We start from the raw sequence: 15,797 nt of genomic DNA, 5'->3' as shown, positions 1-15,797 counted from the left end.
ACGCGTCAAATTTTAAAGCTCAGCTCCCGTTTTTTACGGGAGTTTTTTTTATATTTGATTCAACGCAAAGCATTATAAATGAATCAAATAATGTTCAAATGAAAATCGCAATAGCCGGTGCGCACCGCGTCGGAAAAACTTCGTTAGCTGAAAAGTTAATAGAATCTCTTCCTGAGTACGCCTTAATTCCCGAACCCTATTTTGAACTGGAAGAAAGAGGTTATGCATTTTCTGAAGTACCAACACTTGATGATTATACAGAACAGTTTGAATATTCATTAAAGCAAATTGCAATCGCCGATGAAAATGTAATTTATGACCGGTGTCCTCTTGATCTTCTCGCATATATTGAGGCGGTAAACGGATCGGAAAACATTCAGTCATACTATCAGAAAGCACAAAACGCAATGATACAAGTTGACCTTCTTGTATTTGTTCCTATCGAAAATCCGGATTTAATAGTATGCCCGGAATCAGAACTGCCGGAGCTCCGCGATCGGGTAAATGAGATCCTTAGCGAATGGGTTGGGGATTTTGGAACTGAAACATTAGAGGTTCACGGCTCGTTATTGGAGCGACTGGATCAGGTTATCGGCAAATTAGAAGAAATAAGTTCTGGCGATGAAAAAAAAGAATAGTTAAAAAACGACCATAAAAATGACTCCCGATTTTCCGGGATTTTTTTTTGCGCAAATCCGGCAGTTTCGATCTAAGTTCAAATAAAGACATGCTTTTACGGATTCCCGTAATGCAGTTAAAAATGAGAACGTTACATTTGTTATTCACCTTTTTAGAATTTTCCCGAAATGAAAATACTCCAAGTATTTAAGTGAACAAATTAAAACCAAATAAACGATGGAAGCAGAACTGAAACTAAAACTTGAACAGTTACACCAGCGTGTTGACGCCCTGAAAGAGCAGATCAATACAGAAGAAGCAACCAAAAACGCATTTGTGATGCCGTTTATACAGATTTTAGGTTACGATATTTTTAATCCCACGGAGGTAATTCCCGAATTCATCTGTGATATTGGTACCAAAAAAGGCGAAAAAGTGGATTATGTCATCAAGAGAGACGACGAACCGATTTTAATTATTGAATGCAAACACTGGAAAGAAAATGCGGACGCCCATAATTCTCAGCTCCATCGTTATTACCACGTTTCAAAAGCAAGATTCGGAGTTTTAACAAACGGACATATTTATAATTTTTATGCCGACCTGGAGAAGCCTAATATTATGGACGAAAAACCTTTTTTCACTCTAGACTTGTCAAATATTAAAAGCACCGGTCTAAAGATTTTGGAAAACTTTACCAGAAACGCTTACAATTTGGAAAACATTCTGGATTCCGCTGAAGCACTTAAATATATTAAAGCAATCAGAAACGAATTTGAAAAAGAAATTCAGGAACCGTCTGATGAAATGGTAAAACTTTTAGTAAACCGTTTTTTTGAAAAACATTTAACAGCACACCGGTTAGCAGCTTTTAAAGAATACACGAAAAAAGCATTTTCCATCTCAATCAACGAATCTATAAGCTTCAGACTTAAAAATGCTTTGAATATTAACGAAACCGTTCCTTCCAAAACTGATGAACAGACCGGTTCTGTAGATGCAAACCTTTCTGAAAGTCCAAAATTTATTACTACTGAGGACGAAATTGAAGCATCACAGATTGTGAAAGCGATTTTAAGAGAACACATTCCGGCCTCCCGAATTTTCTTCCGGGACACTCAGTCCTATTTTGGGATACTTTTAGATGACAATAACAGAAAACCTTTATGTCGTCTACATTTCAACACCGCGAATAAATACATGGAGGTTTTTAACAACGGAAAAGATAACGGGGAGAAAAAGCCGCTTGCCTCAATCGATGATATTTACAATTACAAAGCAGAACTTGTGGCGACCGTAAATAATTACGGGTAAACATTCCCCTAATTTTAACTTTCCTTTAAAACACTTTCCATAATCATTTCACTAAATTTGTGATATGGAAGTTTTTGGAAGAGATTTAATTAAAAAGATACAAAACGCGGAACTGTTGGGCGAAAATGCACACGGAATTTATTCACCACCTTACCGTCCCGTTTTTTCTTACCAAGAAATCCTATCCAGAAATCCCAAATTTGCGGCCGTTAACATCGTTCTTTACCTCAAAAACAATGAGTGGTATTTTCCCCTCATGGTAAGAAGCACCAACGAAAGAGACCGTCACAGCGGACAGATTTCCCTTCCCGGTGGAAAAAAGGAAGAATCCGACAAAAATTTCGAGGAAACCGCCAAACGCGAAACTTCCGAAGAAATGGGAATTGAAGAACATTATATCCGCATCATCCGCGAAATGTCACCAATTTACATTCCGCCAAGTAACTTTTATGTGAGACCTTTCGTGTCCTACACCAAAAAAAATCCACAGTTTACTCTACAGGAAACAGAAGCTGCAGAACTGATTGAGTTTCCCGTTTCCTCCATTTTAAATCTTACGGAACAGCCTGAAATGATGGTTCTGCCAAGTTCCCGAGGCGTGGAAGTTCCGGTCATTAATTTTAACGGCTATATTATTTGGGGCGCAACTTCAATGATTTTGAGCGAATTCAGCAAATTGATGAAAAATTTGTAAATTCGCGGTCTATGTAATTTGATAATGGCGAAGAAAAACATTTTCACTGATGCGTTCGGCAATCTTTATTTCCTGAAAAGATTAATCATCATCATTTTGGGACTTGTATCTTACAGAAGATTCAACGGCTTCAACAAACTGAAAATTTCGGGTACAGAAAATCTGGTCGATCTGCCGGATTCCAATGTTCTTTTCGTCTCCAACCACCAAACCTATTTTGCTGATGTTGCTGCGATGTACCATGCTTTCTGCTCGGTAAACAACGGCTATTTAAATACCATTAAAAATCCGGTATATCTGCTGAATCCAAAAGTAGACTTTTATTATGTTGCTGCAGAAGAAACCATGAATAAAGGTTTTATGACAAAAATCTTCAAACTGGCAGGCGCAGTTACGGTAAAAAGAACATGGAGAGCTGAAGGACAGAACGTGAACAGAATGGTAGATCTTACAGAAGTGGAAAACATTATGAAAGCGCTGGACAACGGCTGGGTGATTACTTTTCCTCAAGGCACAACGTCGGCTTTCGCACAGGGGAGAAAAGGAACAGCTAAACTTGTAAAAAACCAGAGACCAATTGTTATTCCCATTAAAATAAACGGTTTTAGAAGAGCTTTTGATAAAAAAGGCCTCAGGGTAAAAGTCACTGGCGTAAAACCAACAATGGAGTTTAAAAAAGCGCTCGATATTGATTACGATCATGACGATGCCAACGCTATTCTGAAAAAAATCATGGTCGCTATAGAACAAACAGAAGATTTTAACGTTTTACATCAATACGATGAAGTACGGAAAGCACAGAAAAATGAAGATAAAACTAACTTAAATTCTTAAAAAACTCTGAATGAAACGATTTATTGCATTATGTATTTTAGTGATTCTTACGGCATGTAATCCCCAAAAAAAATATTCCGATTTCGATTACAGTTATTCCCGAAGCGGCGGTTTTGCACCGATCTACGAAAACCTTCTGATCAAGGGAAATAACGCTCATTACTCTCTGGAAGGTCAGGGAAAAAACATCAAGAAAGATTTCAAAATTTCCAATGAAGAGCTGAAAAATATCCAAACTGTACTCACACAGAACAATTTCAAAATGATCCGTGAAGACTACAAGAAAGTTTACGATAACATTTCTACGATTATCAATGTAAAAAAAGGCGAGCAAACAGGAAGCAAATCTGACGCTTCGTTTATTATGGAAGGCGACAAAGAACGCTGGGATAATATCACGATGGTATTCAGACAAATTATTACATCGAAAGTAAACCCTGTAACAGCTAAATAACTGCCACGTAAAAATGACTGATATTTCAGAAATTCTTGCTTTTTCAAAAAACAAAACCCGCGTCCTGCTCTGCACTTCCCATCCGTCCGTGGCGAAACTTTTGATGGCTGTCCTCGATTTTTACCGCAAAGAAGCCGATTTTTTTTCCATCCATGGCATAAGCAGGAACAGCGGAAGCGACTTTGTTGTTTTTGAAACTTCAGATCTTCAAAAGGCAGCAGATTTCCAGCCCAATATTGTCCTGATTTCTGAGGAAATAAATCCTGATCAAATACTTGCTGTTTTGCAGAATATTACTCCCGGCGGCGTTTTGGTTTATCCGGAAAAATTTGCAGCTGTAGTGGAAAGCGCTGAAAATTATTTCCGTAAACTTCCTTTTACCGTTTCCGAATTCAAAAGAAACGATGATCATTTTGTTTTAAATACTGAGATGGGCAGCATCCCACTTCTTTCCGGTGACGAAAATTTAATTCAGAATATCGAAGGTATTAAACTGCTCTGTCAGCAGTTCGGCGTGATGGAAGAGGAATTCTATGAGCCGGTAATGAGTTTTGAATAGAAACTTTTCTTTCGTTTCTGTTATTAAATTTCAGTAAAAAAATTCATTTTTATTAAGTGTGAAAATTTCATTAAATTTACTTTTCACTAAAGTAAAAAAATGAGATACCACCAATCCGGAAAAATCCCTCAGAAAAGACACACGATTTTCAAATCCGAAAACGACCAATTTTATTATGAGCAGCTTTTCGGAACTGAAGGTTTCCACGGAATTTCTTCCCTACTCTATCACATTCACAGGCCTACTCAGATAAAATCTATCAGCGAACCGAAAGACGTTACACCAAAAATCGCTGTTGAAAAAAATGTAACACCCAGAATGTTCAAAGGAATGAACGTCACTTCAGAAGACGACTTCCTCGACAGCCGCAAAGTGCTGATGCTGAATAACGACCTGAAAATGGGGCTCGCAAAACCGCGGAAATCCACCGATTATTTTTACAAAAATGCAGAGTGCGACGAACTGCTTTTCATCCACGAAGGAAACGGAACATTAAAAACTTTTGTCGGAAATCTTAAATTTTCCGTTGGCGATTATTTAATCATTCCGCGCGGAACGATCTATCAGATTGAATTCAGCTCCGAGGACAATGTGATTTTCTTTGTCGAAGCACATTCCCCAATTTACACCCCAAAACGTTACAGAAACGAATTCGGACAGCTTTTGGAGCATTCGCCATTCTGTGAAAGAGATATCATCGCACCGACTTTTGTGGCTCCTAAAGACCAAAAAGGTGAATTTACCATCAAAGTAAAAAAAGAAAATCAGATTTGGGATTTCGTGTACGCGACGCATCCATTCGATGTCGTGGGCTGGGACGGATTTTTCTATCCTTTTAAATTCAATATTAAAAATTTCGAACCGATAACGGGCAGAGTTCATCTTCCGCCACCCATTCACCAGACTTTCGAAGCGCATAACTTTGTGGTATGCTCTTTCGTCGCCCGAATGTACGATTACCATCCGCTTGCTATCCCGGCGCCTTACAATCATTCTAACATTGATTCTGATGAGGTTTTATTTTACACAGAAGGAGATTTCATGAGCCGGAACCATATCGATCTGATGGATTTCACCCTTCATCCGGGCGGCATTGTGCACGGGCCGCATCCCGGCGCTATGGAACGCAGCATCGGCAAAAAATTCACGGAGGAATATGCGGTGATGGTAGATCCTTTCCGTCCCCTGAAACTCACGGAAGAAGCCATGAAAGTAGAAGATCCTTCTTACCTCACTTCCTGGCTCGAAAATCCGCTTAACCATTTGGGAGACCGCTCTCAGGAATAATGTCAAATTAAAAAACAATTAGCTGACTCAAAAGGTTGGCTTTTTTTATTGGTATAATTTAATGGTAATGATTAAATTCATATAAACAGTCCTTTCAAAAAAACAAATAATTCTCAAAAACTGAGTTTACTCATTTCCAGTCTTATTTTAAATGGGTATTTTTGAGAAAATAAACAAGTAATTTTAATATTTAGTGATATGGTTCAATATGTAAGTGCCGAAGAAGCAGTTTCAGTGATTAAAAGCGGCGACCGAATTTTCTCCCACGGAAGTGCATGCACGCCGAATTTTTTAATTGATGAACTTGCAAAACAATCATCAAGACTTAAAAACGTGGAATTTGTTTCCATTACTCAGCAGGGAAATGTGGAAATAGCAAAACCTCAGTATAAAGAAAGTTTTTACATCAATTCACTTTTCGTGTCGACGCCTGTACGTGCGGCCGTAAACTCGGATCACGGGGATTTTGTTCCGGTTTTTTTAAGTGAAATTCCTCTGTTTTTCAAAAAAGGAATTTTGCCTATTGATGTAGCGATGATTACTGTTTCGCCACCTGATCAGCATGGTTACTGTACATTGGGAACTTCTGTTGATGTCGCGAGAAGCGCGGTGGATACAGCGAAAATCATTATCGCACAAGTGAATCCACGGATGCCGAGAACGCACGGCGACGGTATGATTCATTACACGAAAATTCATAAAATGGTTTGGCATGAGGAAGAACTATTGACTGTTGATTATGGTGCAAAAGTAGGTACCGAAGAACTCCTCATCGGAAAAAATGTAGCAGAACTTATTGACGACAGATCTACCCTGCAAATGGGAATCGGAACCATTCCTGATGCGGTGCTGAAATGTCTTCACAATCATAAGGATTTGGGTGTTCATACCGAAATGATCAGCGATGGAATCGTAGATTTGGTAGCCAATGACGTGATCAACAATAAATATAAAGGAACCCATTTAAACAGAACCATTACAAGTTTTGCGTTCGGAACCAGAAAATTATACGACTATATCGATGACAATCCTGCGTTTGAATTTATGGATGTGGAACATGTGAATTATCCCATCAATATTATGAAAAACAAGAAAATGGTCGCTATCAATTCTGCTATTGAAATTGATCTTACAGGTCAGGTTTGTGCAGATTCAATAGGAACTTTTCAGTTCAGCGGTATTGGCGGTCAGATGGATTTCATGCGGGGCGCTGCCCTTTCTGATGGCGGAAAACCAATTATTGCAATCTCATCCAGAACTAAAAAAGGCGTGCCGAGAATTGTTCCATATCTGAAACCGGGAGCAGGTGTAGTAACAACCAGAGGCCATATCCATTACGTCGTTACTGAATTCGGGACTGCTTATCTGTACGGAAAAAGCCTTAAGCAGCGCGCCAAAGCTCTAATTGACATCTCGCATCCAGATGACCGTGAGATGCTCGAAAAAGCAACTTTTGAAAGATTTAAATGTCTTTAATTCATATAATCTCCCGAAAAATATCGGGAGATTTTTTTTTTAAATAGAATTTGAAAACGCTAAAATTCGCTTTTTATCAATCCTGAATTTTTTTTGTAATTTGGCATATCTAAAAATAAACTCATGTCTACACTCACATTTGCGGAAAAAATTGCACAGGCAGAAAATTTCCTACCCATCAACGGAACAGATTATATCGAATTTTATGTAGGAAATGCAAAACAGGCAGCCCACTTTTACAAAACCGCATTTGGTTTTCAATCGGTGGCATATGCAGGGCCCGAAACAGGCGTTCGCGACAGAGCTTCTTACGTTGTTCAGCAGGGAAAAATCAGGTTAGTATTAACTTCAGGATTAAATTCAGACTCGCCGATTTGCGAACATCAGAAAAAACACGGCGACGGCGTAAAAACTCTGGCACTTTGGGTAGATGATGCCTATTCAGCATTTGAAGAAACTACAAAACGCGGCGCAAAGCCTTATTTAGAACCTCAGACTTTGACCGATGAACACGGCGAAGTGCGCATGTCGGGAGTTTATACTTATGGTGAAACCGTGCACATGTTTGTGGAACGTAAAAATTATACCGGAGATTTCATGCCCGGTTATCAGAAATGGGAAAGTAACTACAATCCTTCTGATGTAGGACTTTTATATGTGGATCACTGTGTCGGAAATGTTGGCTGGGACCGGATGATTCCGACCGTTGAATGGTATGAAAAAGTAATGGGATTCGTAAATATTCTGAGTTTTGATGACAAACAGATCAATACTGAATATTCGGCGCTGATGTCAAAAGTGATGAGCAACGGAAACGGCTTTGCCAAGTTTCCAATTAACGAACCGGCAGAAGGAAAGAAGAAATCTCAGGTCGAAGAATATCTTGATTTCTACGAAGGAGAAGGAGTTCAGCACATTGCAGTAGCGACAAAAGACATCATCAAAACGGTGACAGAACTGAAAGCCAGAGGCATAGAATTTTTGCCGGCTCCTCCAAATGCATATTACGAAATGGTTCCGGAAAGAGTGGGAACAATAGATGAAGACTTAAAAAAGCTTTCCGATTTAGGCATCTTAATCGACTGTGATGAAGAAGGTTACCTTTTACAGATTTTCACCAAACCCGTTGAAGACCGCCCTACCCTTTTCTACGAAATCATTGAAAGACACGGCGCGCAGAGTTTCGGCGCAGGAAATTTCAAAGCATTGTTCGAAGCTTTAGAGAAAGAACAGGAAAGAAGAGGAAACCTATAAGTTGTTCGGTTGGCTTTTGGTCAGGCAAAAAATTAAACCAAATTCAATGAAAAAAATATTTTTAGCGGCTGTTCTCTGCGTTTCGTCTTTAGGTATGAAAGCGCAATATGGCTCCATCAATGCAATCATACAGAAACTTGAAGAAAGACGGGGCATTAATCAAAACCTCAAAGACGTCAGCATTGATGACCGTAAATTTGTTTTAATTAAAGAATTTCCGGATCACACTGAAAGATGTTTCATCATTATCAAAGGAAATCTGGCTACTTATGTTGAAATGTTTGATGACAAACAGACCGGTGAATCGTCCTCCAATGTTTTCTCGGGAGATATCGTAAGACCGCGTCACAACATTATTTCTCTGAGAGCCGATAAACTCGAAGGAAAAAAGATTCCTTTAGCAGTAACAAAAAATCTGCTCATGACAAAACAGAAAAAAATCCTTTACCTGATTGATGTGAATACCAAAGAGCGCTGGATTGAAGAAAGCGCAATCAATCAAAAATAAATTCAAATAAAAATAATGAAGGTTCAAAGTTTAAAGCAAAATTTTATACTTTGAACCTTTCTTTAAAACAAAAAAACTATGAAGTCTTTTGTAAATTACGGACAAAATTCCGATTTTTCAATCTATAACATTCCCTTTGGTGTGGCGGCTTTCAATAAAGAATATATCGCATGCTGCACGAGGATCGGTGATGTGGTGATTGATTTGGCAACCCTTTACGATTACGGCTTTTTTGACGAAATCGAAGGCCTTGACGAAAATGTATTTGAAGCCTATACTCTAAATGAATTTATTGAACTCGGAAAACCGGTTACCAATGCGGTCCGTTTAAAAATTCAGGAAATATTGGCTGAAAATTCAAGTCTGGCAAAAGATGAAAAAATACAGGAAAAATGCTTCTTCAGTTTAGAGCAGGTAAAAATGATGATGCCGCTTCATATTCCGAATTATACCGATTTTTACAGCAGTATTGAACACGCAACCAACGTTGGGAAAATGTTCCGCGATCCGGCTAATGCGTTATTACCAAACTGGAAACATCTTCCTGTGGGTTATCACGGTCGGGCTTCTTCCATTGTGGTTTCAGGAACCGACATCATCCGTCCGAAAGGTCAAACCAAACCCGCAGATGTACCCTCACCGATTTTCGGACCGTCGAAACAACTTGATTTTGAACTCGAAATGGCTTTCGTGGTGAATAAACACACCGAAATGGGAGAAAGCATTTCTACTGCAGAAGCTGAGGATGCTATTTTCGGAATGGTGATTTTTAACGACTGGTCTGCCCGAGATATTCAAAGCTGGGAATATGTTCCGCTGGGACCGTTTTTGGGGAAAAACTTCGGAAGTTCCATTTCACCTTGGATCGTTACTCTGGAAGCTTTAGAACCATTCAGAACTCAGTCTCCAGTTCAGGAACCTGCAGTTTTGGATTATTTAAAATTTGAAGGAAATAAGAATTTCGACATCAATCTTGAAGTTTATCTGAAACCTGAAAACAGCCCAGAAACACTGATTTCTCAAAGCAACTACAAATTCATGTACTGGAATATGACGCAGCAGCTGGCACATCATACCGTAAACGGATGTAACGTAGAAGTCGGCGACGTGTATGCATCAGGAACTATTTCGGGAGAAAATCCAAATTCTTTTGGCTCCATGCTGGAATTGACCTGGCGAGGACAAAATCCATTAAAATTGAGTAATGGCGAGGAAAGGAAATTTATTGAAGATAACGATACCGTAATTATGCGCGGTTTTGCTGAAAGGGACGGAATGAGAGTAGGTTTTGGAGAAGTTTCCGGGAAAATTTTACCTGCAAATTAAGCGTTCTTTTAAAACCACAAAGTCACAAAGGGGAAACTATTCGGGTTGACTCTAAGTACATGAAGGAATATTAAAAAATTAAGAAATCTGGAATAATGATTACACAGCGTTCTATAGATGATCTAACTTTCAGAATTAATGGTGCATGTATTGAAGTTCATAAAATTATTGGACCCGGATTACTGGAAAGTGTTTACCATAAATGTTTGGAAGAAGAATTAAAATTGCGAGAGATTAGTTTTAAATCTCAATTAAAAATCCCGGTTACCTATAAAAGTAAAGAATTATTTTGTGATTTCTTTTGCGATTTTTTAATTGAGGATTGTATCGTCGTGGAACTGAAAGCGGTTTCAGAAATTAATGATATTCACCGGGCACAAATTCTTAATTATATCAATCTGATGAAAAAGCCAAAAGGAATTTTAATTAATTTCAATGTAAAAAATTTAATGCATCAAGGTCAGGAAACATTTGTGAATGACTATTACAGAATGCTGTTGTAGCTATTTATTTACACCACAAAGGCACAAAGAAAAAATACATGGTTTATTATAACGCCAACTTCATGATCTGATTAAAAATTAAAAATAAACCTTTGTGACTTTGTGGTTAAAAACCTCTCCTTAATATGAAAACAATCTCCCCAAAAGACTTAAATAATTTACAGCTGCAAACCCTGCTTCAAACAGCAATTGCGCCCAGACCGATTGCTTTGGCGTCGACTGTTGATAAAAAAGGAAACATCAATTTAAGTCCTTTCAGTTTTTTTAATATGTTCAGTACGAATCCGCCGGTGGTGATTTTTTCTCCTTCGCGAAGAGTTCGGGATAACACTGCCAAACATACTTTAGAAAACGTTCTTGAAGTCCCGGAAGTTGTGATCGGAATCGTTAATTATAAAATCGTTCAGCAGATTTCTCTGGCCTCTACAGAATATGAAAAAGAGGTAAACGAATTTGTAAAATCGGGTTTAACGATGAAAAATGCAGATTTGGTTCAGCCAAAAATCATTGAAGAATGCCCCGTAAATCTTGAATGCAAAGTTTTAGAAATTAAACATTTAGGAACAGAAGGAGGCGCAGGTAATTTAGTAATCTGTGAAATCATCAAAATTCATGTCCGTGAAGAATATTTAAACAGCGAAGGGAATTTAGACCAGAAAAAACTCGATTTAGTCGCAAGATTAGGCGGAAACTGGTATTCCCGAAACAATGAAAACAACCTTTTCGAAGTTCCCAAACCTTTGGTAACAAAAGGAATTGGTTTCGATCTGTTACCGGACGAAATTAAATACAGCAAAATATTTACAGGAAACGATTTGGGAATGCTGGCAAACACAGAGCAGCTTCCGCAAGGAAATTTTTCAGCCGATGAAAACATCCATTCAGAAGCCCGGAAATTTCTTCTGGAAAATAAGACTGAAGAAGCCTGGAAAATTCTGAACGTTTAAAAAAAAAGAGTGAAACAGTTTCACTCTTTTTTATTTTTATTCCTCCTCTTTAATGCTTAAATCCTTATTTAAATCAGGATTCAGTTTAAGATAATTCTGTTTCTGCTTGTTTCTAAGCCGGATATTGAGCATCTCCACTGCCAAACTGAACGCAAGACACGAATAAATAATATTTTTGCTCACGTGCTGGTGAATCCCTTCTGCTACAAGCATCACTCCAATCACAACCAGGAAAGAAAGTGCCAGCATCTGCAGACTCGGATATTTATTAATAATTGCGGAAATCGGTCCTGCAAAAGCCATCATAATTCCGATCGAAATTACAACCGCGATAATCATCAGCAGCACATTATCTACCAAACCAATCGCCGTTAAAATAGAATCAAGGGAGAAAACCATATCCACCAGAATAATCTGAACAATTACCATGGTCATCAGGCTTGAAGCACTGGATTTCGCTTTCGGAGCATCATCGTGTCCGGACATTTTGCCATGAATTTCAAAGGTGCTTTTCGCAATCAGAAATATACCTCCGCCCAAAAGAATAATATCTTTCCAGCTTAAAGCGAGCGGCAAATCTGTTCCCGGCTCCTGAAACCACGAAAGGGTGAAAACAGCTTCTTTGAGGCCGATAATCCAACTTATCATGAGCAAAAGAGCAACCCGGAAAAGCATTGCAAATGTAAGCCCCAAATTCCGGGCAAACTTTTGTTTCTCTTTGGGCAGCTTATCCGAAATGATTGAAATAAAAATAATATTATCCACTCCCAAAACAATTTCCAGGAAGGTAAGGGTGAGCAAACTGATCCAGATTTGAGGATCCGTAAAATTGGGTAAATCTATTACCGAAAGAAATTCCATAGATAAAATAGTTTACGCAAAAATAGTTATTTTGAATTAAAACTGAGAATTTATCTTCCGAAAGTGAAGCTGAAGAAATTGCACCGATTTTTTAATTGCTTTAGCAAGATCCTCCGGGAGTTCATCATAGGCCCACGGTTCTTTGGTACCGAAAGTATGATTGGTATTTTCCATAAGGAATAGCTCTGAATTTTTGCACCATTTATGAAGTAAATCTGCTTCTTTGTCTTTCACTGCTTCATCATCATTCCCCTGAATAATGAGATAAGGTTTTACCAAATTTTGGGCAGCATGCTGAATGGTAAAACGTTCTTCATGCATTTTGAAATCCTCATAAAACTGATAGAAATGCGGCATCTGCTGTTTGGTTCTTCCGTTTTCGGAATACATTACACCGGCATTCTTCCATTTTTCAAGCCGCTCACCGGAAGGAAACCTGTAATTGAAATTGCTGACTCCTGCTAAAGTAATCAGTATTTTAACTCGGTCATCTTCGAAAGCTTTGATGAGTGAAATTCCGCCACCACGGCTGTGGCCAATAATTGCAATTTTTTCCGAATCGATTTTTGAGTTTTTGCTAAACTCATTTAGAACGGCATCATAATCGGACATTTCTTTAGAAAAATTATTATTCCCGAATGCTTCCAAATCGGCAAATTCAGTTGGATTTTCTAAAGTGGTTCCGTTATGGGAAAAATTGAATTTAATAAAGAAGAATCCCGCTTTAGCAAATTTTTCTGCCATTAAATCCCAGGCGCCCCAATCTTTGTAACCTTTGTATCCGTGCGCAAAAATTACCAGCGGAAGTTTTTCTGAAGTTTCAGGAAAGTAGGCATCCGCGAGAAAATCTTTGGTATCAGGATTGTGGATTTTTATATTCTTCTGAATGTTAATTTTCATTTTCATGATTTTGAGTTGAATTCAAATTTAGTGATTTTATATTTTTTTTTGGCGGCGCCTGCGCCGCCGCCAAAAAAAATCACCCAATTAAAAATTGAGTGATTCATATTTTACCAGATTTTAATTCTCTGTTCCGGTTCCTTGTAGAGTTTGTCTCCCGGTTTCACATCGAATGCTTTATAGAAAGAATCCTGATTGATAAGCGGTCCAAATGCTCTGAAATAGCCAGGTGAGTGAGAATCAGTTTTCACTTGGTTCACCATATACTGGTCAGTAGATTTGGTTCTCCATACGGTCGCCCAGCTCATGAAAAACCGCTGATCCTGTGTCAAACCGCTGATTAATCCGGGATTTCCCTGATCTTTCAGATACATCTGCAATGCAGAATATGCTACGGCAACGCCACCTAAATCTCCGATATTTTCACCGCTCGTGAATTTTCCGTTCACAAAACTTCCTTTTACCGGTTCGTATTTATCGTACTGCGCCGCAAGCTGTGCTACTTTAGCATCAAAGTTTTTACGGTCAGCATCAGTCCACCAGTTGTTTAAGTTTCCGTCTCCGTCAAATCTTGAGCCTGAATCATCGAAACCATGGGAAATTTCGTGACCGATTACGGCACCTATTCCACCAAAGTTTACGGCAGGATCTGCTTTAAAGTTAAAGAACGGCGGTTGCAAGATGGCAGCCGGGAAAACGATTTCGTTGTTAGACCCACTGTAATAAGCGTTAACGGTTTGAGGTGACATTCCCCATTCCGTTTTGTCTACGGCTTTTCCAATTTTATCTAAATTTTTAGCGTATTGCCATTCAGAAACTTTCTGAAGGTTGGTGTAATAAGTTCCGCCATCAGCCGGCGCTTTCAACTGAAGTTTTGAGTAATCTTTCCACGTATCAGGATAAGCGATTTTCACAGCGAATTTGGATAGTTTTTCCTGAGCTTTTACTTTGGTTTCAGCCGACATCCAGTCCAAATTATCGATGTGCTGTTTGAAGGCTTTTTTAAGGTAGCTGATATAGGTTTCCATTTGCTGTTTTGCTCCGGCAGGGAAATACTTCTCTACATACAGTTTACCGAAAGCTTCTCCTAAAGTTCCGTTCACAACGCCCAAACCTCTTTTATCCATTGATCTCTGCTCTTTCTGTCCCTGAAGATATTTGGAATAGAAATTAAAGTTAAGATCATCCAGTTTTTTATCCAGATTTCCTGAATTTCCTGCAACCATTCTGGCTTTCATGTATTCTTTAAGCAGCGGAAGGGTTCTTTCGTTCATCCACGAATCCATCTTCTGGTAATATTTCAGCTCACCAACGATAACTTTGTCAGTTTTTACTCCGACAGCGGAAAGATATTGCGGAAGGTTGATATTTTTCACCAAAGCAGGAAGTTCGGCAACCGTTTTCGGGTTATAACGGAGGTTTGCATCACGGTTCTGCTCGTTTGTTAAAAGATCATTCGCAAGCTGTTTTTCGAATGCCACGACTCTCTGTGCGGTTTGATCTGCATTTTGGTATCCCAAAACCGAAAAAAGCTGCGCTACATAATTTTTATATTCGGCAAGAGTTTTTGTGTTGGCATCGTTTTCTTTCTGGTAATAATCACGTCCCAAACCAAGGCTCGGTCCGCCAAGATAAACCGCGTTCATTACTGAGTTTTTCATGTCAGCACCTACTCTCCATGCATAGAAAGGATTGTCGCCGGTTTTGGTGGCCTCAATTAAATATTTCTGCAGGTCTGCAACTGATTTTATTTTATCAATTTTTGCTAAATCTGCTTTAATTGGGTTTATTCCGTCAGCGTTTCTTTTATCCCAATCCATGAACGTACCGTATAAAGCCTGAATTTTCTGGCCTTCGGAACCCGGAGAGAATTTATCGGTAAGAATTTTATTTAAAATATCAAGAGAAGCTACATCAACGTCTTCGCGAAGTGCATTGAAACTTCCCCAACTTGATTTGTCGGAGGGAATTTCTGCTGTCTTAATCCAGTTTCCGTTCACATAATTGAAGAAATCGTCCTGTGGCCGCACTGTGGTATCCATATAAGAAAGATTAAGGCCTTCTTCTTTTACCGTTGCCGCAGGAGCCTGCTCGGTTTTGGTTTCCTCTGTTTTGGTTTCTGAAACTTTAGTTGCGGTACAGGAATTTAAGAATACTACTCCTGAAAAAGCGAGAATGCTTATTGAGATTTTTTTCATTAGAAATTTTAAAGTTTTATTGATTTAAATCAAAGATAGAAAATATTTTTGACTGGGGATATGG

Annotated in this window: 16 protein-coding genes; 13 read left to right on the top strand and 3 right to left on the bottom strand. The window is 38.7% G+C overall.

Annotated elements, in window-relative coordinates; genetic code table 11:
* Positions 1-98 precede the first annotated feature (98 nt).
* The 13 genes from KSK37_RS07240 to KSK37_RS07180 all read left to right on the top strand — a co-directional run bounded on the left by KSK37_RS07240 (position 99) and on the right by KSK37_RS07180 (position 11,774).
* The gene (locus KSK37_RS07240; protein WP_217200460.1) at positions 99-638 is read left to right on the top strand and encodes an AAA family ATPase; all 540 of its coding nucleotides are present in this window, start codon (positions 99-101) and stop codon (positions 636-638) included.
* A gap of 217 nt (positions 639-855) precedes the next feature.
* Entirely contained in the window at positions 856-1,932 is a 1,077-nt protein-coding gene (locus tag KSK37_RS07235; protein WP_217200457.1) for a type I restriction endonuclease, read from the top strand.
* A gap of 64 nt (positions 1,933-1,996) precedes the next feature.
* Positions 1,997-2,626: an NUDIX hydrolase gene (locus KSK37_RS07230; protein ID WP_217200455.1), complete on the top strand. Its 630-nt coding sequence runs from the start codon at positions 1,997-1,999 to the stop codon at positions 2,624-2,626.
* Between the two features lie 24 nt (positions 2,627-2,650).
* Positions 2,651-3,460 carry a lysophospholipid acyltransferase family protein gene (locus KSK37_RS07225; RefSeq protein WP_088359740.1) on the top strand — a complete coding sequence of 270 codons (810 nt, stop codon included), beginning with the start codon at positions 2,651-2,653 and terminating at the stop codon, positions 3,458-3,460.
* Positions 3,461-3,470: 10 nt separating this feature from the next.
* On the top strand, positions 3,471-3,914 hold the full coding sequence (locus KSK37_RS07220) for a hypothetical protein (RefSeq protein ID WP_217200454.1): 444 nt from the start codon (positions 3,471-3,473) through the stop codon (positions 3,912-3,914).
* A 13-nt stretch (positions 3,915-3,927) separates the two neighbouring features.
* Positions 3,928-4,473, top strand: a complete 546-nt coding sequence (locus KSK37_RS07215) for a hypothetical protein (RefSeq protein WP_217200452.1) — start codon at positions 3,928-3,930, stop codon at positions 4,471-4,473.
* A 99-nt stretch (positions 4,474-4,572) separates the two neighbouring features.
* Entirely contained in the window at positions 4,573-5,760 is a 1,188-nt protein-coding gene (locus tag KSK37_RS07210) for a homogentisate 1,2-dioxygenase (protein ID WP_217200450.1), read from the top strand.
* 198 nt (positions 5,761-5,958) lie between these two features.
* Positions 5,959-7,236, top strand: coding sequence for an acetyl-CoA hydrolase/transferase family protein (locus KSK37_RS07205; RefSeq protein ID WP_088359736.1), 1,278 nt, complete (start codon positions 5,959-5,961; stop codon positions 7,234-7,236).
* A 123-nt stretch (positions 7,237-7,359) separates the two neighbouring features.
* On the top strand, positions 7,360-8,490 hold the full coding sequence (gene hppD / locus KSK37_RS07200) for a 4-hydroxyphenylpyruvate dioxygenase (protein WP_088359735.1): 1,131 nt from the start codon (positions 7,360-7,362) through the stop codon (positions 8,488-8,490).
* A 46-nt stretch (positions 8,491-8,536) separates the two neighbouring features.
* Positions 8,537-8,998, top strand: coding sequence for a hypothetical protein (locus KSK37_RS07195; RefSeq protein WP_088359734.1), 462 nt, complete (start codon positions 8,537-8,539; stop codon positions 8,996-8,998).
* Between the two features lie 78 nt (positions 8,999-9,076).
* Positions 9,077-10,324, top strand: coding sequence for a fumarylacetoacetase (gene fahA, locus KSK37_RS07190; protein ID WP_217200448.1), 1,248 nt, complete (start codon positions 9,077-9,079; stop codon positions 10,322-10,324).
* Between the two features lie 95 nt (positions 10,325-10,419).
* Positions 10,420-10,827 (top strand): GxxExxY protein, encoded by a 408-nt coding sequence (locus KSK37_RS07185; protein ID WP_088359732.1) that lies wholly within the window; start codon positions 10,420-10,422, stop codon positions 10,825-10,827.
* Positions 10,828-10,952: 125 nt separating this feature from the next.
* Positions 10,953-11,774, top strand: a complete 822-nt coding sequence (locus KSK37_RS07180; RefSeq protein ID WP_217200446.1) for a flavin reductase family protein — start codon at positions 10,953-10,955, stop codon at positions 11,772-11,774.
* Positions 11,775-11,810: 36 nt separating this feature from the next.
* Here KSK37_RS07180 and KSK37_RS07175 read toward each other — a convergent pair whose 3' ends face one another.
* The 3 genes from KSK37_RS07175 to KSK37_RS07165 all read right to left on the bottom strand — a co-directional run bounded on the left by KSK37_RS07175 (position 11,811) and on the right by KSK37_RS07165 (position 15,733).
* Complete coding sequence (locus KSK37_RS07175; RefSeq protein WP_217200444.1) at positions 11,811-12,635, bottom strand: TerC family protein; 825 nt, start codon at positions 12,633-12,635, stop codon at positions 11,811-11,813.
* Positions 12,636-12,671: 36 nt separating this feature from the next.
* Positions 12,672-13,535 carry an alpha/beta hydrolase family protein gene (locus tag KSK37_RS07170; RefSeq protein ID WP_217200442.1) on the bottom strand — a complete coding sequence of 288 codons (864 nt, stop codon included), beginning with the start codon at positions 13,533-13,535 and terminating at the stop codon, positions 12,672-12,674.
* Between the two features lie 110 nt (positions 13,536-13,645).
* Complete coding sequence (locus KSK37_RS07165; RefSeq protein WP_217200440.1) at positions 13,646-15,733, bottom strand: M13 family metallopeptidase; 2,088 nt, start codon at positions 15,731-15,733, stop codon at positions 13,646-13,648.
* Positions 15,734-15,797: the final 64 nt, after the last annotated feature.

Source organism: Kaistella soli (genome assembly GCF_019038595.1).
Taxonomy (GTDB): domain Bacteria; phylum Bacteroidota; class Bacteroidia; order Flavobacteriales; family Weeksellaceae; genus Kaistella; species Kaistella soli.
Note: the sequence above shows the minus strand (reverse complement) of the source record. Positions and strands in the feature narration are given on the sequence as shown.

What these genes read in the sequence shown, in the direction of transcription:
- KSK37_RS07205 (WP_088359736.1), top strand. Translation starts at nt 5,959, where the DNA reads ATGGTTCAATATGTAAGTGCCGAAGAAGCAGTTTCAGTGATTAAAAGC.
- KSK37_RS07230 (WP_217200455.1), top strand. Translation starts at nt 1,997, where the DNA reads ATGGAAGTTTTTGGAAGAGATTTAATTAAAAAGATACAAAACGCGGAA.
- KSK37_RS07210 (WP_217200450.1), top strand. Translation starts at nt 4,573, where the DNA reads ATGAGATACCACCAATCCGGAAAAATCCCTCAGAAAAGACACACGATT.
- KSK37_RS07165 (WP_217200440.1), bottom strand. Translation starts at nt 15,733, where the DNA reads ATGAAAAAAATCTCAATAAGCATTCTCGCTTTTTCAGGAGTAGTATTC.
- hppD (WP_088359735.1), top strand. Translation starts at nt 7,360, where the DNA reads ATGTCTACACTCACATTTGCGGAAAAAATTGCACAGGCAGAAAATTTC.
- KSK37_RS07180 (WP_217200446.1), top strand. Translation starts at nt 10,953, where the DNA reads ATGAAAACAATCTCCCCAAAAGACTTAAATAATTTACAGCTGCAAACC.
- KSK37_RS07220 (WP_217200454.1), top strand. Translation starts at nt 3,471, where the DNA reads ATGAAACGATTTATTGCATTATGTATTTTAGTGATTCTTACGGCATGT.
- KSK37_RS07225 (WP_088359740.1), top strand. Translation starts at nt 2,651, where the DNA reads ATGGCGAAGAAAAACATTTTCACTGATGCGTTCGGCAATCTTTATTTC.
- fahA (WP_217200448.1), top strand. Translation starts at nt 9,077, where the DNA reads ATGAAGTCTTTTGTAAATTACGGACAAAATTCCGATTTTTCAATCTAT.
- KSK37_RS07170 (WP_217200442.1), bottom strand. Translation starts at nt 13,535, where the DNA reads ATGAAAATTAACATTCAGAAGAATATAAAAATCCACAATCCTGATACC.
- KSK37_RS07235 (WP_217200457.1), top strand. Translation starts at nt 856, where the DNA reads ATGGAAGCAGAACTGAAACTAAAACTTGAACAGTTACACCAGCGTGTT.
- KSK37_RS07240 (WP_217200460.1), top strand. Translation starts at nt 99, where the DNA reads ATGAAAATCGCAATAGCCGGTGCGCACCGCGTCGGAAAAACTTCGTTA.
- KSK37_RS07175 (WP_217200444.1), bottom strand. Translation starts at nt 12,635, where the DNA reads ATGGAATTTCTTTCGGTAATAGATTTACCCAATTTTACGGATCCTCAA.
- KSK37_RS07215 (WP_217200452.1), top strand. Translation starts at nt 3,928, where the DNA reads ATGACTGATATTTCAGAAATTCTTGCTTTTTCAAAAAACAAAACCCGC.
- KSK37_RS07185 (WP_088359732.1), top strand. Translation starts at nt 10,420, where the DNA reads ATGATTACACAGCGTTCTATAGATGATCTAACTTTCAGAATTAATGGT.
- KSK37_RS07195 (WP_088359734.1), top strand. Translation starts at nt 8,537, where the DNA reads ATGAAAAAAATATTTTTAGCGGCTGTTCTCTGCGTTTCGTCTTTAGGT.